Source organism: Shewanella waksmanii ATCC BAA-643 (assembly GCF_000518805.1).
GTDB classification, from domain to species: domain Bacteria; phylum Pseudomonadota; class Gammaproteobacteria; order Enterobacterales; family Shewanellaceae; genus Shewanella; species Shewanella waksmanii.
Genome location: NZ_JAEH01000016.1, coordinates 26783 through 47193 on the forward strand (window position 1 = coordinate 26783; position 20411 = coordinate 47193).

The 20411-nt window shown below is 46.9% G+C and carries 20 protein-coding genes and 1 other annotated feature; of the genes, 14 read left to right on the forward strand and 6 right to left on the reverse strand.

Annotation, left to right across the window (positions count from 1 at the left end; translation table 11 throughout):
- Positions 1 to 69: 69 nt before the first annotated feature.
- From L865_RS0109530 to rnm, 3 genes are all read right to left on the reverse strand, one after another.
- Entirely contained in the window at positions 70 to 858 is a 789-nt protein-coding gene (locus tag L865_RS0109530; RefSeq protein WP_028773021.1) for a segregation and condensation protein A, read from the reverse strand.
- Between the two features lie 104 nt (positions 859 to 962).
- A complete protein-coding gene (locus tag L865_RS0109535) occupies positions 963 to 1583 on the reverse strand; it encodes an L-threonylcarbamoyladenylate synthase (protein WP_028773022.1) in 621 nt (206 codons plus the stop codon).
- Between the two features lie 23 nt (positions 1584 to 1606).
- Entirely contained in the window at positions 1607 to 2500 is an 894-nt protein-coding gene (gene rnm, locus L865_RS0109540) for an RNase RNM (protein WP_028773023.1), read from the reverse strand.
- 230 nt (positions 2501 to 2730) lie between these two features.
- Positions 2731 to 2839 (forward strand) — a sequence feature (Trp leader region).
- A gap of 64 nt (positions 2840 to 2903) precedes the next feature.
- Here rnm and L865_RS0109545 point away from each other — a divergent pair.
- The 7 genes from L865_RS0109545 (at position 2904) to hypF (ending at position 12157) form a co-directional block, all read left to right on the forward strand.
- A complete protein-coding gene (locus L865_RS0109545; protein WP_028773024.1) occupies positions 2904 to 4460 on the forward strand; it encodes an anthranilate synthase component 1 in 1557 nt (518 codons plus the stop codon).
- The gene (locus L865_RS0109550; RefSeq protein ID WP_028773025.1) at positions 4457 to 5059 is read left to right on the forward strand and encodes an aminodeoxychorismate/anthranilate synthase component II; all 603 of its coding nucleotides are present in this window, start codon (positions 4457 to 4459) and stop codon (positions 5057 to 5059) included. The genes L865_RS0109545 and L865_RS0109550 overlap by 4 nt, the downstream gene beginning before the upstream one ends.
- Positions 5056 to 6087 (forward strand): anthranilate phosphoribosyltransferase, encoded by a 1032-nt coding sequence (gene trpD, locus L865_RS0109555; RefSeq protein WP_028773026.1) that lies wholly within the window; start codon positions 5056 to 5058, stop codon positions 6085 to 6087. Before L865_RS0109550 ends, trpD begins: the two co-directional genes overlap by 4 nt.
- On the forward strand, positions 6087 to 7544 hold the full coding sequence (gene trpCF, locus L865_RS0109560) for a bifunctional indole-3-glycerol-phosphate synthase TrpC/phosphoribosylanthranilate isomerase TrpF (RefSeq protein ID WP_028773027.1): 1458 nt from the start codon (positions 6087 to 6089) through the stop codon (positions 7542 to 7544). The genes trpD and trpCF overlap by 1 nt, the downstream gene beginning before the upstream one ends.
- Before the next feature lie 75 nt (positions 7545 to 7619).
- A complete protein-coding gene (trpB, locus tag L865_RS0109565) occupies positions 7620 to 8822 on the forward strand; it encodes a tryptophan synthase subunit beta (RefSeq protein ID WP_028773028.1) in 1203 nt (400 codons plus the stop codon).
- Complete coding sequence (gene trpA, locus L865_RS0109570; RefSeq protein WP_028773029.1) at positions 8815 to 9618, forward strand: tryptophan synthase subunit alpha; 804 nt, start codon at positions 8815 to 8817, stop codon at positions 9616 to 9618. Before trpB ends, trpA begins: the two co-directional genes overlap by 8 nt.
- A gap of 211 nt (positions 9619 to 9829) precedes the next feature.
- Entirely contained in the window at positions 9830 to 12157 is a 2328-nt protein-coding gene (gene hypF, locus L865_RS0109575; protein ID WP_028773030.1) for a carbamoyltransferase HypF, read from the forward strand.
- A 64-nt stretch (positions 12158 to 12221) separates the two neighbouring features.
- Here the strand turns inward: hypF and L865_RS0109580 are convergent, their stop codons facing one another.
- A complete protein-coding gene (locus tag L865_RS0109580) occupies positions 12222 to 14288 on the reverse strand; it encodes an alpha/beta hydrolase family protein (protein ID WP_028773031.1) in 2067 nt (688 codons plus the stop codon).
- Positions 14289 to 14561: 273 nt separating this feature from the next.
- Between L865_RS0109580 and L865_RS23495 the strand changes: the two genes are divergently transcribed.
- The 7 genes from L865_RS23495 to xthA all read left to right on the forward strand — a co-directional run bounded on the left by L865_RS23495 (position 14562) and on the right by xthA (position 18248).
- The gene (locus L865_RS23495; RefSeq protein WP_028773032.1) at positions 14562 to 14855 is read left to right on the forward strand and encodes a DUF6482 family protein; all 294 of its coding nucleotides are present in this window, start codon (positions 14562 to 14564) and stop codon (positions 14853 to 14855) included.
- Positions 14856 to 14874: 19 nt separating this feature from the next.
- Positions 14875 to 15141 carry a DUF3081 family protein gene (locus L865_RS0109590; RefSeq protein WP_028773033.1) on the forward strand — a complete coding sequence of 89 codons (267 nt, stop codon included), beginning with the start codon at positions 14875 to 14877 and terminating at the stop codon, positions 15139 to 15141.
- Positions 15142 to 15212: 71 nt separating this feature from the next.
- Positions 15213 to 15812, forward strand: coding sequence for an HAD family hydrolase (locus L865_RS23500; protein WP_051484543.1), 600 nt, complete (start codon positions 15213 to 15215; stop codon positions 15810 to 15812).
- A 28-nt stretch (positions 15813 to 15840) separates the two neighbouring features.
- Entirely contained in the window at positions 15841 to 16341 is a 501-nt protein-coding gene (locus L865_RS23505) for a CIA30 family protein (protein WP_051484544.1), read from the forward strand.
- 150 nt (positions 16342 to 16491) lie between these two features.
- Positions 16492 to 17043 (forward strand): septation protein A, encoded by a 552-nt coding sequence (locus L865_RS0109605; RefSeq protein ID WP_028773034.1) that lies wholly within the window; start codon positions 16492 to 16494, stop codon positions 17041 to 17043.
- Positions 17044 to 17111: 68 nt separating this feature from the next.
- Complete coding sequence (locus tag L865_RS0109610) at positions 17112 to 17411, forward strand: YciI family protein (protein WP_028773035.1); 300 nt, start codon at positions 17112 to 17114, stop codon at positions 17409 to 17411.
- 30 nt (positions 17412 to 17441) lie between these two features.
- Entirely contained in the window at positions 17442 to 18248 is an 807-nt protein-coding gene (gene xthA / locus L865_RS0109615; RefSeq protein WP_028773036.1) for an exodeoxyribonuclease III, read from the forward strand.
- 77 nt (positions 18249 to 18325) lie between these two features.
- On the opposite strand, the gene L865_RS0109620 is transcribed toward xthA, so the two are convergent.
- Positions 18326 to 19783, reverse strand: coding sequence for a methyl-accepting chemotaxis protein (locus L865_RS0109620; RefSeq protein WP_028773037.1), 1458 nt, complete (start codon positions 19781 to 19783; stop codon positions 18326 to 18328).
- A 63-nt stretch (positions 19784 to 19846) separates the two neighbouring features.
- Positions 19847 to 20344, reverse strand: a complete 498-nt coding sequence (locus L865_RS0109625; RefSeq protein ID WP_028773038.1) for a DUF1097 domain-containing protein — start codon at positions 20342 to 20344, stop codon at positions 19847 to 19849.
- Positions 20345 to 20411: the final 67 nt, after the last annotated feature.

Below are 20411 nucleotides of genomic sequence, written 5' to 3' on the forward strand. Positions count from 1 at the left end.
AAATAAGCTGGCCTCAATCAGCTGTTTAAGCTGATCTGGATTAATCTGTAATGCTTTATTCTTTGCCAATTAGTACGCTCTTACATGTATCGTTGCAAAAGGCTCATTTTGCACTAGCTCCACCAGCGTTTCTTTCACCAACTCCATCAGTGCCAGAAAACTCACCACAACCCCAGCTTTGCCTTCTGAGACATCAAACAGCTTTTCAAACGGCAAAAACGCTTCACCTTCTAGCAGAGCAAGTATTTTCGCCATACGCTCTCGCGTCGACAAGGTTTCTCGCTGTACATGATGATGCTCGTTGGCTTCCACTCGCTTTAACACTGCCGAAAAGGCTAGCGCAATATCGCTTAAAGACACTGAAGGTGGCAACACAGTCGGCTTGATATCAGCCGCAGGCATAGCTTTAGCTTGAAAGTAATCCCGCTCCATTCTTGGCAGTTCATCAAGCGACTGCTGCGCATGTTTAATCACTTCGTAAGCTTTTAATTGCTTGATCAACTGCGCCCGAGGGTCTTCTTCATCTTCTTCATCATTAACTTGCTTTGGCAGTAACAGCCGCGATTTAATCTCAGCTAATGTTGCGGCCATGACTAAATAGTCCGCCGCAAGCTCAACCCGAGCGCCATGCAGTAAGTCAATATATTCCAAATATTGCTCAGTAACAGGGGCGATTGCCAGCTCGACAACATCTAACTTTTGCTTACGGATCAAATACAGTAATAAATCTAGCGGGCCTTCAAATGACTCTAGAAACACTTCAAGCGCTTCAGGTGGAATAAACAGATCAGCCGGTAATTGTTTTACCGCCTCACCTCTAACTACCGCCAAGGGTAAACGTTGCTGAGTCCCTTGCATGTATCCACCTTAATCGAATTACCACCGGCCCAATACTAAGGTTAACCTTAGCTTGATTTCGCCAAACGCGCGATTATACCCGTTTAGCAAAATAATAGACAGTACTATACAAACGGTGTGATATCGCCCGCACCTTCACGTACTACTTCGATATCACCATCAGACATATCGATGACTGTAGTGGGCTTTTCACCAAGATAACCACCATGAATAATCACATCGACTTGATGCTCTAACACATCGCGAATATGCTCTGGATCTGATTCGGTGAACTCTTCGCCCGGTAAGATTAAACTGGTCGACATTAATGGCTCATCGAGCGCTTCTAGCAAAGCCAATGCAATGACATTATCAGGCACACGAATACCAATGGTTTTTTTCTTCGGATTTTGCAGTCGCTTCGGGACTTCTTTAGTCGCTTTAAAAATAAAGGTATAAGGCCCTGGCGTATTATGCTTTAGTACCCGATAAGCTTGATTGTCTACCCGAGCATAATTGGCTAACTCAGACTGGTCGCGACACATAAGCGAAAAGTTATGATCATTGTCTATTTGACGAATACGCGTGATGCGCGACATGGCATCTTTGTCACCTATCCTACAACCTAGGGCATAACCCGAATCGGTCGGGTACACGATCACGCCACCTTGTTTAAGCACATTCACGGCTTGTCCAATCAGTCGTGTTTGTGGATTTTCTTCATGTACGTAAAAAAACTGACTCATTGTTTGTTCTCATCCACACTATATTATTGGCTCAATGCCAAATTGCTATCCATATCGGCACCGTGAGCTCGCCAAGCATCACTTTGCCACACCCACTGTACACCTTTGGGGCGAAACATATTTTTACCAAGCTCTATCCAACTGCCGGGAAAATGAAAGTCACTGCCCAGTGAAGCCGTTAGGCCGTTTAACTTACTTAACGCAATCAGATTATTGCGATCTTCAATACTTTGCTGCCCAAGTATCACTTCTATAGCATCACCGCCGCACTGGGCAAATTCACGCACTAAGCGCTTAAGCCATTTGGCTGACAATTTGTACCCGCTTGGATGTGCCAATACTGCAACACCACCTGCTTGATGGATAAACGAGATAGCAGTGGCCATATCAGACCAGTTGTTGGGCACATAGCCGGTCTTGCCCCGTGCCAAGTATTTTTTAAACACCGATGCTGGATTAACCGCGTATCCGTTGTCGGCAAGCCAACGCGCATAGTGACCACGGCTTAACGCTGCCCCATCAGCCAATGCACTGGCCCCCTCATAAGCGCCTTCAATACCGGCTTTGGCTAATCGAGCGCCAATTTCTTCGGCTCGAGTTTGCCTAAGCTGGCGTTGATTGCTGAGAAAATCCTGCAAAGGCTGATCATCAAGGGCGACATTTAGCGCCACAATATGAATATCGAAATTATGCCAGCGCGTTGAAATCTCGACACCATCGATTAATTGTAGCGGGTTTGACTGCTGTTGATTAAATTGGTGAGCCTCGGCAAGACCTGCAGTCGTGTCGTGATCGGTTATCGCTAACACGCCAACACCTTTATGCAGCGCACGCGCGACCAAATCAGCAGGAGAAAGTTGGCCATCAGAGGCCGACGTGTGACTATGCAAGTCCACGACTATCGATTCATCTATCATGGGCTTATTCTACTTGAGTTTGTTAATTTAAACACTAGCTCGCACTACATAAGGCTTAATAATGTGCTACAAATTCACCACTAAAATTGCTTTTAGGCCATTTAGTTCCTAAATAGAATAATATTCAATTGACATCACCTCTGTGCTGATGTTTTATATAGCCATCAAACAGATTTTATCTTTTACCTTTTAATTCGAGCGACAGATTAATGGCTAAACAGTTCAACAACATCAATTGGTGGTGGCACTTCCCAACTTAGCGGGTGGTGTGAATAACTGTGCTCATGTAAAAGAGACAAGATTCAACAATAAGCCCGCACTTGATGCGGGCTTTTTGTTAACTGAATTTTACCCTACATTTTGCCCGTGATTGCGATACCAACATTGGAAGCGAGACAAATAGATGACATTAGCTCAAGTCACAACAGTTAAAGAACGGATTGACTACCCCAGCGACCCGCTGAGCCTTTATCAATTGGTGACCCAAGATAAAGCCCACAGTATGCTGTTAGAGTCAGCTGAAATCGAAAGCAAAGACAATATACGCAGTTTGATCTTAACAGATGCCGCATTATCTATTCGTTGCAGTGGCTACCAACTGACTTTCACCGCGCTAACCCGCAACGGACAAACCTTGTTGTCACCCATTGGCAAATTTTTCAATGATGCCACCGTAGAGCAACAAGATAATGTGCTGCATGTCGGACTACACAAATCGATTGAGCAACTCGATGAAGATGCCAGATTAAAATCGGTGTCCCCACTTGATGGGCTCCGCGCACTGATAAACCACATAGATTGCGGCGAACAGCCACAATTTGAAGATCTATTTTTGGGCGGTGTGCTGGCTTACGATCTCATTGATACCGTCGAGCCGTTACCACCTGTGCCGCAAAGCGATAATACCTGCCCAGACTACCTATTTTATCTTGCTGAAACCTTAATTACCGTCGACCGTCAAGCCGAAACGGCTAAAGTCATCACCCACCGCTTTTCGCAGCCACAAGATAGCAATGATGCTTACGCGGATGAACTGGCCTCGCGGGTTGTCACCATCAAGCGCCAAATTACTGAGCTGGTTCCACCGCTAGCACTGCAACCGGTAGAGGCCGAAGTCAAGATCAACATGACTGATGAAACCTTCTGCCAACATGTTAATGCCTTGAAAGAGCATGTTTGTGCCGGCGATATATTTCAGGTGGTGCCGTCTCGAAGTTTTAGCTTACCTTGCCCCAACACCCTAGGCGCATACAGGGCGCTGAGGTTAACTAACCCTAGCCCTTATATGTTCTATTTCCGCGGTGATGACTTTACCGTGTTTGGTGCATCACCGGAAAGCGCGCTTAAGTATGAGACCAACACTAATCAAGTTGAAATTTACCCCATTGCTGGCACGCGCAAACGCGGTAAGAATGCCCAAGGTCAAATCGATGCGGATCTAGATAGCCGCATAGAATTAGAACTACGACTAGACAAGAAAGAGCTATCTGAGCACCTAATGCTAGTCGACCTGGCGCGTAACGATGTTGCACGTATTAGTCAAAGTGGTACCCGTAAGATCCCTGAGCTTCTAAAAGTTGATCGCTACTCACATGTCATGCACTTGGTGAGCCGCGTTACAGGTCAGTTACGAGACGATTTAGACGCCTTACACGCATATCAAGCCTGTATGAACATGGGCACATTAACAGGGGCACCGAAAGTCAGTGCCGCACAACTTATCCGAGGCGTCGAGCAAACAAGACGCGGCAGTTATGGCGGCGCGGCCGGTTATCTTAACGGCCTAGGCGATATGGACACCTGTATTGTGATTCGCTCTGCATTTGTCAAACAAGGCATTGCCCATATTCAAGCGGGTGCTGGTGTCGTATACGACTCTGATCCGCAGTCAGAAGCCGATGAAACACGCCAAAAAGCCCAAGCCGTTATCTCGGCCATTAAACTAGGAGGCGGGCTATGAAACTCTATTTACTCGATAACTTCGACTCATTTACCTACAACTTAGTCGATCAGTTTCGCAGCCTTGGATATCAAGTTGTTATCTACCGCAATGATGTTGATGCTGCGTTTATTGCTGACAAATTACCCAACGAAGTTGAGCCAGCCGCGCTGGTACTCTCCCCAGGGCCTGGTGCTCCCCATGAAGCTGGCTCACTTATGCCGCTGCTGAAATTGGTTGCTGGTAAGGCACCTATCTTAGGGATTTGCCTCGGTCACCAAGCTATTGTGGAACATTTTGGTGGCAAAGTGGAGCGCGCCCAAACCGTGGTGCATGGTAAAGCCAGCGCCACTCACCATAATGGTCAAGGCGTGTTTGCCGGATTAGCTTCGCCGCTGCCAGTGGCTCGATACCACAGTTTAGTCGCAACGCAAGTGCCTCAGTGCCTAGAGGTCATCGCGACAACCGAATCTATGCCTATGGCCGTCTCTCACCGTGAGTACAAAGTGATTGGATTCCAGTTCCATCCAGAATCAATTTTAACCACCCTAGGCAGCCAACTTTTAACCCAGAGCTTAGCTTATCTTACTGATGACACACGCAAGGAGCCCCTTTCATGAGCCAACAACAAGCAATTTTAGAACAACTCTTTGCCGGTAACAGCGTAAGCCGAGAACAAGCTAAACAGCTATTCACCACAATTGTGCAAGGTGAGATGAGTGAAGTGACGATGGCCGGCATGCTTATCGCTATGAAAATGCGTGGTGAAACCATTGATGAAATATCAGGCGCAGCTGATGCACTGCGTGAAGCCGCTAAACCCTTCCCTACACCCAACGCCGATACCCAAGCCCAAGGTATTGTTGATATTGTTGGCACAGGCGGCGACGGCCATAACACCATTAATATCTCAACCACTGCGGCCTTCGTTGCAGCAGCCAGCGGCGCAAAAGTCGCTAAACATGGCAACCGCAGCGTATCAAGCAAATCGGGCTCGTCAGATCTGCTCGCGCAATTTGGCATCGATTTGACCATGGCACCGGAATTAGCAAGAGACTGTTTAGATAAGTTTGGTTTATGTTTCTTGTTCGCGCCTCACTACCACGGTGGTGTTCGTCACGCAGTTCCTGTTCGCCAAGCGCTTAAAACCCGAACCTTATTTAATGTCCTAGGTCCGTTAATTAACCCCTCTCACCCTGACTTTATGGTCCTTGGCGTATATAGCGAAGCGTTAGTTGAACCTATCGCAAATGTACTGAAAGCCTTGGATGTAAAGCGTGCGATGGTGGTACATGGCAGTGGCTTAGATGAAGTGGCAGTGCATGGTGAAACACAAGTGTGTGAACTTAAAGATGGTCAGTTGACTCATTACAGTCTTACGCCAGAACAGCTTGGTGTTGACAGAGCGGCACTGGAAGATTTAACTGGCGGCACCCCAGAGCAAAACGCACAGTTTACCCGCGATATTTTACAAGGCAAAGGTCAAGCTGCTCACCAAAATGCGGTGGCAGTCAATGCCGGTTGTGCCCTGTATATTGCCGGCGTAGCAGACTCTCCAGCAGCAGGCACAGCACTTGCACTACAGACCATTGCCAATGGCGAAGGTTTCAATCGATTACAACAACTGGCTAGCGCTAGTCAGCAATAATGGAGCATCACGTGGATAATTGTGTTAGAGAAACCAGTGCAACTAAAGAAGCCAATGTGCTCACAAAAATTGTTGATACTAAAGCGGCGCATATTGCCGCATTGAAACAGCGCTTTAGCGAAGCAAGTTTACAACCTAAACAGTCAGATAGAAGCCTTTATGATGCGCTAAAGGCACCCAATGCCGGCTTTATATTTGAATGCAAGAAAGCCAGTCCGTCCAAAGGGCTTATTCGAGCAGATTTTGATGTGACCGCCATCGCTGATGTTTATGTCAACTATGCTGCGGGCATCTCAGTGCTCACCGATGAGCAGTTTTTCCAAGGCGACATGGACTACATTCCTCAAGTGCGTCAGCGTGTGACTCAGCCAATATTGTGCAAAGATTTTTTTGTCGACTGCTACCAAGTGCAGTTGGCCGCTCACCAAGGGGCTGATGCCATCTTACTTATGCTTTCTGTACTTGATGACCAACAATATCAATTACTGGCACAAGAAGCGGCTAAGTACCAACTTGATATTTTGACCGAAGTCAGCAACGAAGAAGAACTTCATAGAGCCATTGCTTTAGATGCAAAAATTATCGGCATCAACAACCGAAATCTTCGTGACTTGAGTACCGACTTGGCCACGACTGAACGACTTGCACCGCTTATCCCTAACGACACGGTTGTGATCAGCGAATCCGGTATTTATAACCAAGCACAGGTAAAACGGCTCAGCCCACTGGTAGACGGTTTTTTGGTTGGCAGTTCATTGATGGCTGAAGATGACTTAGATTTAGCCTGCCGCGCACTGACTTTGGGTCATAACAAAGTGTGTGGCCTCACCCGCCTAGAAGATGCACAGCAGGCCGCAAAAGCTGGCGCGATTTACGGTGGACTCATTTTTGCCAAGAAGTCTCCACGCTATATCAGCCAGGAACAAGCACTAGCATTAGTTAATGGCCATCGCAGCGGCTCTGCAGCACTTAATTTTGTGGGTGTATTTGTTAACGAAGCGCCGGAGAAAATCGCCCAAGTTGCAAAAGCGCTCAAGCTATTCGCCGTGCAATTACACGGTAATGAAAGCGACTACAGCATCGGCCAACTTAAACAGCTACTTGCTCAGCAAGGCAGTCAATGCCAGATCTGGAAAGCCATCGCTGTAGAGGTTGACGCCAGTGCTACCGCAACATTAACCGTACCAGACAATATCGATCGCTTGTTATATGACAGCCAAACAAGCCAAGGCGGCCAGGTTCAATTTGGCGGCACTGGTAGCCGTTTTGATTGGCAAGCGTCACTGCCTAATAAAGCGCTGTCCATGCTAGCCGGTGGCCTTAATGCAGATAATGCTCTACAAGCTAGCAAACAAGGCTTTTTTGGCCTCGATTTTAACTCGGGCCTCGAAGTAAAGCCGGGAATAAAAGATAGCGACAAGATTAAAGCGGCATTTGCTGCACTACGACAATATTGACTTAAATTACCAGAGCGCATGAGTTGGGTAGGACAAATTGCTCCATCCAACCGGCTCAAATTAGGAAACGAATAGATGACCAAACTTGACCCCTACTTTGGCGAATATGGCGGTATGTATGTCCCGCAAATATTAATGCCTGCACTTAAGCAGCTCGAAGCTGCTTTTGTTGATGCCCAAAACGATGCCGACTTTAAAGCGGAATTTGCCGATTTGCTCAACAATTACGCCGGTAGACCCACGGCGTTGACGCTTACCCGTAATCTTAGCCCTAACCCTTTGGTAAAAATCTACCTTAAGCGTGAAGACCTGCTCCATGGTGGCGCCCACAAAACGAACCAAGTATTGGGGCAAGCATTACTTGCTAAGCGTATGGGTAAAAAAGAGATCATTGCGGAAACCGGTGCCGGACAACATGGCGTAGCAACGGCTCTCGCATGCGCCTTGTTAGATTTAAAATGCAAAGTGTATATGGGAGCCAAAGACGTTGAGCGCCAATCGCCTAATGTATTTCGTATGAAATTAATGGGGGCGGAAGTCATTCCAGTCACCTCTGGTTCATCAACCCTAAAAGATGCGTGCAATGAAGCGATGCGTGACTGGTCAGCCAGCTATGATAAAGCGCATTACCTGCTAGGTACCGCCGCAGGGCCGCATCCATTCCCCACCATAGTACGTGAATTTCAGCGCATGATAGGTGAAGAAACTAAACGCCAGATCCTCGCTGCTGAAGGTCGTCTACCCGATGCCGTGATCGCCTGTGTTGGCGGGGGCTCTAATGCAATTGGTATGTTTGCAGACTTTATCGACGAAGCCGATGTTAAGCTCATTGGGGTAGAACCTGCCGGTTTAGGCATAGACACGCCGATGCATGGCGCGCCATTAAAGCATGGTAAAACAGGGATCTTTTTCGGTATGAAAGCGCCATTGATGCAAGATGCTGAAGGCCAAATTGAAGAGTCTTACTCAGTATCCGCCGGGTTAGACTTCCCATCGGTTGGGCCGCAACATGCACATTTGGCCGCGACCGGCCGTGCTAGCTACGAGTCAGCCACCGACGATGAAGCACTTGAGGCTTTCCAAATTTTAGCTCGCAGTGAAGGCATAATACCCGCGCTTGAATCTTCCCACGCCATTGCTTATGCACTTAAATTGGCCGAAGCCGCAACCGAAGAGACCATTTTAGTGGTGAATTTATCGGGCCGTGGCGATAAAGATATTTTTACCGTCTCAGATATTTTAGAGCAAAAAGCTCAACAGGAGAGTGGCAATGAGTAACCGTTACCAAGCAGCCTTTGCCGCGCTAAAGCAGCAAAATCGAGGTGCATTTGTGCCATTTGTCACCTTGGGCGACCCCAACCCAGGCCTATCATTAGAGATTATTGATACCTTAGTTGCTAATGGCGCCGACGCGCTAGAGCTAGGGTTTCCATTTTCAGACCCACTGGCAGATGGTCCAGTGATCCAAGGGGCTAACCTGCGTGCGTTGGCCTCTGGCACAACCCCAAGTCAGTGCTTTGAAATGCTCGCCGCTGTAAGAGAAAAATATCCGCAGCTACCTATCGGTTTGCTGCTATACGCTAATTTGGTTTATGCCAACGGTATTGAAGCCTTTTATGCCAAAGCGCAAGCGGCCGGTGTCGACTCAGTACTGATTGCAGATGTCCCCGTTGAAGAAGCACAGCCATTTATTGATGCGGCCAAAGCCCACGATATAGACCCTATCTTCATTGCACCGCCCAATGCTGACAGTGACACCTTAAAACAGGTCAGTGAGCAAGGACAGGGTTACACCTACCTGTTATCTCGGGCCGGAGTCACTGGCACCGAATCTAAAGCTGGTATGCCTATTGGTGATATTTTAGCGCGCCTCAAAACATTTGATGCTCCACCACCGCTGCTTGGTTTTGGTATTGCTGAACCTGAGCAAGTCAAAGCGGCGATTAGCGCTGGCGCAGCGGGGGCGATTTCAGGCTCTGCGGTAGTCAAAATTATTGAAGCTAATCAAAAAGATGAACCTGCTTTGCTCGAAGCGTTGGCAGAGTTTACTCGCAACATGAAAGCGGCGACCTAGCCACAGCTTAAGATTTACAGCCCCATTAAAATGCCTGATTTATTCAGGCATTTTTTATGGCTGGCGCTTTATTGTGCATAGCGATGAGCGCTATAGCTGCTTAGTGCCCAACCGCAATTGATCGTACTCTCTATTGATCTAACCGACTATGAGGACATTGATTTACTGGCATAATGACTTGGCAATGTACAGGGAAATTAGGCCATTTGAGATGAACAATCAGTCACCGATCCGCCGACGACTCAAGATTGCAGGCATAGTACAAGGAGTTGGTTTTCGACCACTTGTCTACCGCTATGCACAAGACCACCAGCTTAGCGGGTTTGTGCTCAATCACAGCCAAGGGGTGAGTATTGAAATACAGGGCCAGCAAGCAGATGTTGAAGACTTTATTGCCAAGCTTCAACACTCTCCTCCACCGCTTTCCCGTATCGACCGTTTCGAACAAATCGAACTAGCCGTAATTGAAGGTTGTCAGCAATTTGAGATAACAACCACCCGCTCACAAACCGATGCCGTGGTCGTGGTACCCACTGATAAAAGCTGTTGTGATGATTGCCTATCTGAAATGGCCGAGCTCAATAACCGTCACTTTCAATACCCGTTTACCAATTGCACCAACTGCGGCCCAAGATACACACTTATCAAAAAACTGCCCTACGATAGGCCACATACCTCCATGGCCAATTTTTCACTGTGCCCTGAGTGCCAGCGCAGCTATAACGACCCGCTAGATCGTCGCTACCATGCTCAACCTGTAAGCTGCCCAGCTTGCGGGCCACAATTGAGTTTACTTGATCCACAGGGGCAAACCTTAGCCGAAAAGCAAGATGCCCTCAGTCAATGTATTAAGCAGATAAAGCAAGGCAAAATAGTCGCAATTAAAGGCTTAGGCGGTTTTCATTTAGTGTGCGATGCCAGCAATGACAGCGCCGTAAAACAGTTAAGACAACGCAAAAATAGGCCGGCGAAACCACTCGCTGTGATGGTTGCTAATCAACAAGCAGCTGCTGATTTAGTCAGCGGCAACGAACAAGAATGGCAGTGCTTGCAAAGCCTTGAGCGGCCGATAGTATTAATGAGCAAGCAGCCACAAGCTTCGCTGCACATCAGTGGATCTGTCGCGCCCGATATCGATAAGCTCGGCATATTCTTACCTTATACCCCATTACATCACCTACTGATAGACGCGCTAAATTGCCCTATCGTCGCCAGTAGTGCCAATATTAGTGGCGAGCCAGTCATCATCGACAGCAAAGAGATTGTCGACAAGCTCGGGCATGTAATCGATTATATCCTCGACCACGACAGAGCAATTATTAACGCCTGTGATGACAGTGTGGTGCAAGTGATTGCCGGGCAAATCCAGGTCATTCGGTTGGCTAGAGGCTATGCGCCGTTGTCTTTAGCTATAGACAAACCGGTTGAACACACTTTATTGGCTGTCGGCGCACAGCAAAAAAATACTCTAGCGTTTGCCTTCGATCATAATATTTTTGTCAGCCCCCATATTGGCGATCTGTTTAGCCTAGAAGCTGAAGCCTATTTTGATAACACCATCGCCACTTTCAAGCGGCTGTACCAACTTAAGCCGCGCTGTATCGTGCATGATAAACACCCTGATTATGCCCCCACTCGCTGGAGTAAAGCACTGCAACAACGCCAGCCCGATATTCAGTGCCTCACTGTACAGCACCACTTTGCCCATGTATTGAGCGTGATGGCCATGCATCAACTGACCGACCCAGTTCTTGGCTTTAGTTTTGATGGCACCGGTCTTGGGGATGACGGTCAACTATGGGGCGCAGAAGTGTTACTGACCGATATCAATGACTATCAGCGACTCGGCCACCTCAAGCCCTTTAGGCTCATTGGCGGCGAGCAAGCAATCAAAGACCCGCGTCGTATCGTATTGGCCTTAATGCTCAGTAACAGTGAAGAACACCAGTGCGAAAAGGTGCTTGCACGCTGTCATAAGCTCAGCTGTTTATCGCAGTACTCGGCAAACTTCATCGGTAATTTAGCTAAAGTGCACCAATCTTCGCAGGGCAATGGCGGTGCCTGTCCACAAACTAGTTCAATGGGGCGACTGTTTGATGCGGTTGCCTGCGCACTGGGGTTAATCACAGTGACCCAATTTGAAGGCCAAGCAGGCATGCTGCTAGAAGCCGCTGCCAATAAAGCCGACAAACCGGTAGATTTTGTGCTGCTTGAGCAGCAAGGTCAGTGGCTTGCTGATGAGTTATTTCATCAAATTATAATCAAACTTGAGCAGCAAGCTGTCACCGCTAGTCTTATCAACAATATTGCCGCCGGTTTTATGCAGGCAATTGGTAATGCCGTGCTGGCGACAGCAAAAAAGTATCCCCAATTGCCGGTAGTGCTATGTGGCGGAGTATTTCAAAACCGGTATTTAACTGAATATACCCAAACCAAACTGCAGCAAGCGGATTTGACGGTACTCAGCAATGGACTCATCCCAGTTAATGATGCCGGTATTGCGTTAGGACAAATTTGGTATGGCATTCATCATAGATAAAAAAACGCCTGAGCAAGCTCAGGCGTTTTTAGGGGTAATAACAAGCTTTACCAAGCCGTTATAATTAAGCTTCTTTAGCCGCTTCCAACTTTGCCTTGTGATCAATTTTATGATCAGGCATCGTTTTAGCGTCATTTTTCAGGTAGTTGTCCATCCAACGCATTAGACGTAGGTGATAATCGTATTGCGCTGGCGCCTTGCGGTTACCATGGCCTTCACCAGGGTAATAAACTAAGCGCACTTCTTTGCCCTGCACTTTCATGTAGCGATATAGCTCCATTGATTGCGCTGGATGAACACGTGGATCGTCCTTACCATGCATGATAAGCAGAGGCGTTTCAGACTGACCCGCCCAGTAAATTGGGCTGCGCTCTAGATACCACTGCCACTTATCCCATGGGTAAGAGCGAGCATGCACTAAATGCATTTCGTTAGAGATATCAGTCGTACCAAATTTAGACAGCTGATTGGTCACACCGACAAACATGACACTCGCAGCAAAGTGCTTAGTGAGCTTAGTTGCCGCCCAAGCTGAAGCGTAACCACCGTAAGAACCACCGGTAATACCGACTTTAGCGCTATCAACCAACCCCATTTCAACCAGGTGATCTTTAAACTCAACTAAATCATCAAACTCTTTACCGGCATAATCATTTTGACCCAGCTTAGAGTAATCAACGCCTTTACCTGTGCTACCGCGATAGTTTGGATAGAACACCGCGTAACCTTGTGCCGCAGCCAGTTGCCCAGGACGAGAATAGTTGGTTAACCAGCCATCTTTATCATGACTTTCAGGTCCGCCGTGCACTGACATGATTAATGGGTAGCGCTGACCTTTTTGGTAATCCAATGGATAGATCAACACCCCACCAATCTCAACACCGTCACTGGCTTTAAACGAGATAGACTCTTGCTTAGCAAACTGCTTGTCCGCTAAGAATGGGTTAGAGTCACTCAGGCGTGAAGCTTTATGCTTGCTGCCACGCAACATGTACACTTCGTTAGGGTGCTTATCTGTGTTAGCACGAATAGCGAGAGTTTTATCTGAGTTAGAAATGCTTAACTGCGAGGCGATAAATTTGCCCGGCTTAACCACAACTTTGTATTTTTCGCTACCAGGCTTGATTAGGCCTACCACCGAATCAGTGTTGATATTGGTAATAAAATACAACTCGTTCTTGTTGTTTTTCCACTCAATATCACTGATATGACCCATATGATTAGGGATCCACTCAGCAATCTTCCCCGATTGTGTTTCAGCTAAATACAAACGCCCCGTAGCAGGATCATGTTTGTCTTCAGCACCTAAAATCGCTACATATTTGCCGTCATGAGAAAACTCAGCCGCACCTAACTTACCTTCAGTTGCAAACGAAGTGGTCACTTGCTGCTTGGCCACATTCACGATATGCCACTGTGATTTCATGTACTGATCATCAATCAGCGCCGTTGGCTGCGTCTTAACCAATAACTGCTCACCGTCGGCCGACCATTGCACGTCAGAGACAAAGTCTGCAATATTCCACGCGATCGGTGTTAGTGGCTTATCACTTGCAGCAAGGTCAACAACAAACAATTGCTTGTTAGTTAGGCCTTCTTCATAAACTTCGGCCATAAAACCGAGTTCTTTTAACTCTTTAACACTGCTATCTTTAGCCGGTTTTGCAATCAAGGCAATCTGCTTGCCATCTTTGCTCAATGCGTAATCTGCAACGCTGGTCTCTTTTAGCGATAGTGTTTTGCTTGCCTGACCACCGTTAAAAGGGATCTGATACAGTGCAGTATGCTTATCTTCGCCCATTTTGGCCAAGAAATAGACCAGAGAGCCGTCTGCAGACCACTGAATGTTGCTCACATTAACCTGACCGGTAATGTAGGGACGTTCAACGCCAGCATCATCAACAATGTGTAATTCAGACCAATGTAGGCCATTTTCTTCTTTATATAGCGCTCTTGGCACATAACGTGTGAAAGCCACATTATCGCCAGAAGGACTCACCTGTGCTTGAGCAACTTGTTGTAAACCAATGACTTCTTCTACTGTTAAAGGCGCGCTAGCAACCGCTGAAACGCTCAATAAACCAATAGATAGTGCAACGGCCTGTTTAACCGCGTTAAACTGTCTCTTCATAATGTAAGTAGACTCCAATCCGTATGTGTTTTGTTATTGTTATCTTGATCTGACGCCGCATTATAGAATCAAGTCCACTAAAACGTAAACAACTTCCTAACCCAGCGCATCTCTACGGTTACTTTTTGCAAACCTTTGTTATAGAAATGTTATTTACAACTTGCTGTGGGTATTGGTCGCTAAAAAATTGCATTCCCTCCACTAAATCAAAGTGATCCCCCACGCCCGGCGCTGCGTATGTTTAATTAGTTTCAATCAATAACAGGTCAAGTTATGCAACCACAGCAACTCGCTAAAGCGTTTGAAGATAACCACTTATACCCTGCTATTATTAATACTGCAGATGCAACCCATTATTTGGTGGGCGGCGAAGATAAGCAGGGCAATTTCTATCAGCTAAGTGCGCCGCAACACCAGCATAAAACATGCTTGTCGTTTGAACAGGCCAAACAGTTCCTGAAAAGTTTAGGGGCTGAAGAAGCCGAGTTTACCTTGCAAACCGCTTACGATGAAATGATTGGCGTCCCCACAGAGCACTGTCAGTCAAAGATGCGGTTAAAACTGTAATCGACATGGCGAGGTCGCGATGAAAAATGAGCTAAACATGACGTCAGCACTCAACGCCTTTAACCAAGTGGTTAAACTGGGGACCAAAAACGACGGCATCTATCGCTATCAGCATATTGAAGCTTGGCATGATTTTGACGGTTATACATGCTACCTAAAGGCCTGTGGGGTCACCCTGTCGCTGTTATTTCATGGCAAGTACCACATAGACTACCAGCAGCCGCAGCAACTGAATGACTTTATGAGCCTGATTGATAAGCTCAGCGTCAAAGGTCAGCTAGGTTAAAGGCTTGGGACAAGGACACAGTTAAATCGTACCACTGAATTTTACATGTTAACTTTAGATAATTAATCACAGTGAAAATCCCGATAAAAGCGATAATATTTGATTTAGACGGCACCTTAGTAAGCTCATCGCTTAATTTCACCATCATTAAGCAGGCGATAGGCTGCCCAGCCGAACAAGATATTTTGACCTATGTGGCATCGCTTTCAGCCAGTCAACGTCAGGCCGCCAATGACACCATTTTAGCCCATGAGATGCATGATGCGCAGTCGGCGACCGCACTGCATGGGGCCCATAAATTACTGCAATTTCTGCAGCAGCTGCAGATACCAACAGCAATAGTGACTCGAAATTGTCGACAAGCTGCTGCGGTTAAAGTCAATCAATGCCGCTTGCCCATAAGCCAAATTGTGACTCGCGAAGATGGATTACCCAAACCCAACCCGCAAAGCTTGCTGTCTATCAGCCGTCGTTGGAACATTAATCCGCATCACATCGCTTATGTTGGCGACTATCTCTATGATGTACAGGCGGCCAATAATGCGGGCATGCAATCCATTTTGCTCACTTTCGGTACTGACAAACCTTACCAAGCACAAGCCGACTTTCAATTTGATAATCTGCGCCACCTTCACGCAACATTTGCGCTCAGTCAACGAGAATCACAATAACGCTTTTTAAACCACGTTAAGGAAAATGATGGTAAATATCGGTATATGGCAACGCATTAACGATACTGTAATGGGCGGATGCTCTAACAGTCAGGTCGAACAAAGCCAACATCAGGTGCAATTTAGCGGCGCAGTCAGTATTGATAACAATGGTGGGTTTGCGTCGATTAAAGCCCCGGTCACTCTGAGTGAGCATCCAAGCCACGCCGCTCTAACCATCACCATGCGCGTTCGCGGTGACGGCCTTAGGTATCAATTCAGGTTGCAAACCTGCGCCTCATTATTGGATCAACCTAAAAGTTATAAAGCGTACTTCACCACCACAGTAAACCAATGGCAAACCCTGCATTTCGTTGCTGAAGATTTTATTGAAAGTTATCGCGGTCAGGACTACCCAAACAGACCAGCGCCCGACCTAACTGAAATTAGCCACATTGGGTTTCTTATCGCCAACCAATGCGCGCAAGATTTTCAACTTATCGTCAGTGATATTGAGTTTAACTACAACCGATTTGATGGCACCGATTAAACCCGAAATCACCACTAAAAATTAAGCCTCATTTAAGACAAGCTTTAATTAACGCTTGTTAATGGATAAGCACTTGGCAAGGCTTTGTGCTATGCCCACTGCGTGTTACACTCGACGGCACTTTTTCTTCGCATAATCCATGATAGTTATATGAAACAATTGCTCGATTTTTTACCTTTAGTTATCTTTTTTGCCGTCTACAAGTTCTTTGATATTTACGTGGCTAGTGGGGCGCTAATCGTAGCAACAGCGCTACAACTTATCATCTGTTATGCCCTTTATAAAACCATAGAAAAGATGCATATCATCACCTTTGTGATGGTCACATTCTTCGGTACGTTGACCTTGATCTTTCACGATGATGCCTTCATTAAATGGAAGGTGACCGTGGTCTATGCACTGTTCGCTATCGCACTTGCCGTTAGTCAGCTCATTAATAAACCCATATTAAAAAGCATGTTAGGTAAAGAGCTTATCGTCGCCGATAAAATCTGGGCTCATGTCACTTGGTACTGGGTCATGTTCTTTGTCGCCTGTGGCTTAATTAATATCTACGTTGCCTTTAGCCTGTCGCAGGAAACCTGGGTAAACTTCAAAGTATTCGGCTTAACGGCGCTGACGCTCATCAATACCGTGATCACCGTGGTTTATCTATTTAAAAATATGAGCGACGAGCACAAGCAAGAATTGAATAACAAATAAATCGTTTCGCGGCGACCCTGCCTGTCGCCGCTACTCCTCTACCTTTACCCATAAAAGGAACTCATATTATGTGGTACATGATTGCTTCGCAGGATGTTGAAAACAGTTTAGAAAAACGCCTTAGCGCCCGCCCCGCTCACCTTGCAAGATTACAAACATTAACTGACGAAGGTCGCTTATTAGTCGCAGGCCCCCACCCAGCGATAGACAGTGAAGATCCCGGCAGTGCAGGCTTTACTGACTCACTAGTCGTGGCCGACTTTGCTTCACTTGAAGCGGCACAAGCCTGGGCTGACGCCGATCCCTATATAGAAGCGGGCGTATATGCCGCTGTTACCGTCAAACCATTTAAGCGCGTTCTCCCTTAATTTCATGCACTTGAAGGAGTATTATCATTCATGAAAATCGTCTCATTTAATATCAATGGTATCCGTGCTCGCTTACACCAACTGCAGGCACTCATTGATAGTCATTCGCCAGATGTCATTGGCCTACAAGAAACCAAAGTTCATGATGAAGCGTTTCCGATTGCTGATGTAGAAGCCATGGGCTATGAAGTGCATTATCACGGCGGCAAGGCGCACTATGGTGTGGCCATGTTATGCAAGAAGTCAGCGCTAAAGATCCAAAAGGGTTTTCCTACCGATGCCGATGATGCCCAGCGCCGTATGATAATGGCTACCTTTGAGCAGGAAAATGGTCGACTACTAACGGTACTCAACGGCTATTTCCCCCAAGGGGACAATATTAGTCACGAGACTAAATTCCCCGCTAAGCGTAAGTTTTATCAAGATCTCATGACTTACCTCAATGAACACCACAGCCCAGATGAAGATATCGCCATTATTGGTGACATTAACATTTCACCGGTTGATCTAGACATCGGCATTGGCGAACCAAACGCCAAGCGTTGGCTAAAGACCGGCAAATGCAGTTTTCAACCTGAAGAGCGTGAATGGTTAAAAACTCTACTTGATTGGGGTCTCATTGATACCTTCCGCCAATTGCACCCGCAACGCAGCGAGCGCTATTCATGGTTTGATTATCGCTCTAAAGGTTTTGTGGATAATCGCGGCCTGCGTATTGATGTGGTGTTAGCAACGCCATCATTAGCGGCACGTTTGGTTGAATCAGACGTTGATTATGAGCTTAGGGGCATTGAAAAGCCTTCTGACCACGCGCCAATTTGGAGTACGTTTAGCTAACGACAAAGCCGCGCGATTAGCGTAAATTGAGCACATAAAAGGTCACAGTAATGTGACCTTTTTTATTGGTTAAGACGTTACGCTAGCTTATATTGCTCTAAGATACCTTCGAGCTGCTCTGAAGAGGCTTTTAAGTCATCGGCCAATACCACCGAGCGCTCAGAGGTGGTTTTTATGGTTTCAGATTGGGTGCGAATTTCATTAAGCTGCGCGGCAATATCACGGGCCGAAACACTTTGCTCCTCAGCAGAAGCGGCAATTTGTGAGCTCATATCAAATACATGGTTAATTGAATCAGCCATGCTATCAATGTCGCTGCCCACCAGCTCTATCGCGCCTCTTCCCTGCTCTGCTTCAGATACAATCTCATGAGTGATAGTCGACAGTTTTCCTGAGCCTGATTGTAACCCTTCAATCATCGACTGAATCTCAACTGTCGCCTGTTGCGTTCGCTGTGCAAGGGTACGCACTTCATCGGCCACCACGGCAAAGCCTCGGCCCTGTTCACCCGCTCGCGCGGCTTCAATTGCAGCATTGAGTGCCAACAGGTTGGTTTGCTCTGAAATGCCGTTAATCGTGGTCACCACCGCGCCAATTTCGGCAGCATGGCTAGAGAGTTGCTCTACCGAGCCAGAAGCGGAATCAATTTGCGAGACTAACTGGGCAATACGAGTCATTGCATCGGCGATACGTTGTTTGCTTTGGTCAGCCTGCGCGGCACTGGTCTTAGTGTCTTCCGAGGTGTTAGCCGCGTTGTGGGAAACCTCTTCAATGGCCGCCGTCATTTGATCCATCGCCACCGCGACGGTATCGAGAAATTGATACTGGAACTGAGTTAGCTCATCACTTTGCCGTGCTTGTTGATTAAACTCATGGGAAGCTTTAGTTAGTGTTGTCGCGTTGTCACCAATCGCGCTCACCATCTCACTCATATTGTCGGCACTGCGATCAATCTCTCTGGCAATCATACTAAAATCATCGGTACCAAAGAAATTTAACCGGCAAGATAAATCACCATCAGCTAGACGCTTAATGGCAATATACATATCCCACAAGCCACCGCCCAATGAGGTTGAGATCCAATAACTTAACTGAAACAGCGGTAGCAAACCTAACAAGACTAAATACAGTACAAACCATGCTTGATCGACATTGGGTTGCTCCCAACTCGCGACATTATGGCGTGCCTGCAAATACACACCGGCTTGCCCGGCAACATTGGCACTCACTGTCACCATGTCCTCGGTACGGTTTTGTTGCGAACGATTGCTGATAGTGAGGTTATTGGCAGAGGCAAACTGCTGCAAATCTGCGTCACTTAACTGCAAGCTTGCTGCCGCCTGTGCTAATGCATCAAGACTCTGCTGTGCTCGCTGAGTAGATTGCTGAGCCGCTTGCTCTGTGACCTGATAAATATTTAGCATGGCGATGGCAATACTGATCGCACTGACCATGGCACATACTACAAAAAATTTTCCATTGAGGCTGAGTTTAATCATCAACGCATCAATTTTTCTAAATTCTATTTGTTTCATATCGCAACCATATACCTTGGTTTATGAGAAGTATTATTGTGCTTAATACTGCTGAAGATCCGTCTATTGGCCAGGCTCATCCGCCGTGGCGACTTTGGCACTTAGGCCCAATTTTTGACTTAAGCTTACCAACTGAGATGTCAATAACGTCATGGCGTAGCCCAACAGTGCGCCTAAAATTAACGCAGGCACTATTGCAGCGATGTCTGCCGCCATGGCGAAGGTGATACAGCAACCAATAAAGGCGCCTGGAATAAAGGATAGTTTGTTGTGGCTTGCTTGCAAGCACATAGCACTGGTGACAATACCCGTGAGCAAATAGCCAACCCACGCAGAGCCGAAATAACTCGTCCCGCTAATCACTAACCATGCCCAAAACACCCCGGACAAGTTGGTGAACCAAGTCAGCAACACCCCTTGAAAACCCGGTTTGGTCTGAGCAAAATAGGTGCTGCAAGCGAGAAAGCCTATCCAGGTAACTAAATGAAATGTATCTGCCAGCCCTGCCCACAAGGCAGCAAGTAGTCCAGCAGACAATGCGACTTGAAATCGGTGCTCCATAAATGACCCCTTCTATTATGGACTCGAGTATCGAGCAGTCATTTGGCTAATACGGGCACTTTCCATG

Coding starts and splice junctions, on each gene's coding strand:
- L865_RS0109590 (WP_028773033.1), top strand. CDS start 14,875: ATGAAAAATGAGCTAAACATGACGTCAGCACTCAACGCCTTTAACCAA.
- trpCF (WP_028773027.1), top strand. CDS start 6,087: ATGGAGCATCACGTGGATAATTGTGTTAGAGAAACCAGTGCAACTAAA.
- L865_RS23495 (WP_028773032.1), top strand. CDS start 14,562: ATGCAACCACAGCAACTCGCTAAAGCGTTTGAAGATAACCACTTATAC.
- trpD (WP_028773026.1), top strand. CDS start 5,056: ATGAGCCAACAACAAGCAATTTTAGAACAACTCTTTGCCGGTAACAGC.
- L865_RS0109535 (WP_028773022.1), bottom strand. CDS start 1,583: ATGAGTCAGTTTTTTTACGTACATGAAGAAAATCCACAAACACGACTG.
- L865_RS0109550 (WP_028773025.1), top strand. CDS start 4,457: ATGAAACTCTATTTACTCGATAACTTCGACTCATTTACCTACAACTTA.
- trpA (WP_028773029.1), top strand. CDS start 8,815: ATGAGTAACCGTTACCAAGCAGCCTTTGCCGCGCTAAAGCAGCAAAAT.
- L865_RS0109530 (WP_028773021.1), bottom strand. CDS start 858: ATGCAAGGGACTCAGCAACGTTTACCCTTGGCGGTAGTTAGAGGTGAG.
- rnm (WP_028773023.1), bottom strand. CDS start 2,500: ATGATAGATGAATCGATAGTCGTGGACTTGCATAGTCACACGTCGGCC.
- L865_RS0109610 (WP_028773035.1), top strand. CDS start 17,112: ATGTGGTACATGATTGCTTCGCAGGATGTTGAAAACAGTTTAGAAAAA.
- L865_RS0109625 (WP_028773038.1), bottom strand. CDS start 20,344: ATGGAGCACCGATTTCAAGTCGCATTGTCTGCTGGACTACTTGCTGCC.
- L865_RS0109545 (WP_028773024.1), top strand. CDS start 2,904: ATGACATTAGCTCAAGTCACAACAGTTAAAGAACGGATTGACTACCCC.
- L865_RS0109620 (WP_028773037.1), bottom strand. CDS start 19,783: ATGAAACAAATAGAATTTAGAAAAATTGATGCGTTGATGATTAAACTC.
- L865_RS23505 (WP_051484544.1), top strand. CDS start 15,841: ATGGTAAATATCGGTATATGGCAACGCATTAACGATACTGTAATGGGC.
- L865_RS0109580 (WP_028773031.1), bottom strand. CDS start 14,288: ATGAAGAGACAGTTTAACGCGGTTAAACAGGCCGTTGCACTATCTATT.
- L865_RS0109605 (WP_028773034.1), top strand. CDS start 16,492: ATGAAACAATTGCTCGATTTTTTACCTTTAGTTATCTTTTTTGCCGTC.
- trpB (WP_028773028.1), top strand. CDS start 7,620: ATGACCAAACTTGACCCCTACTTTGGCGAATATGGCGGTATGTATGTC.
- xthA (WP_028773036.1), top strand. CDS start 17,442: ATGAAAATCGTCTCATTTAATATCAATGGTATCCGTGCTCGCTTACAC.
- hypF (WP_028773030.1), top strand. CDS start 9,830: ATGAACAATCAGTCACCGATCCGCCGACGACTCAAGATTGCAGGCATA.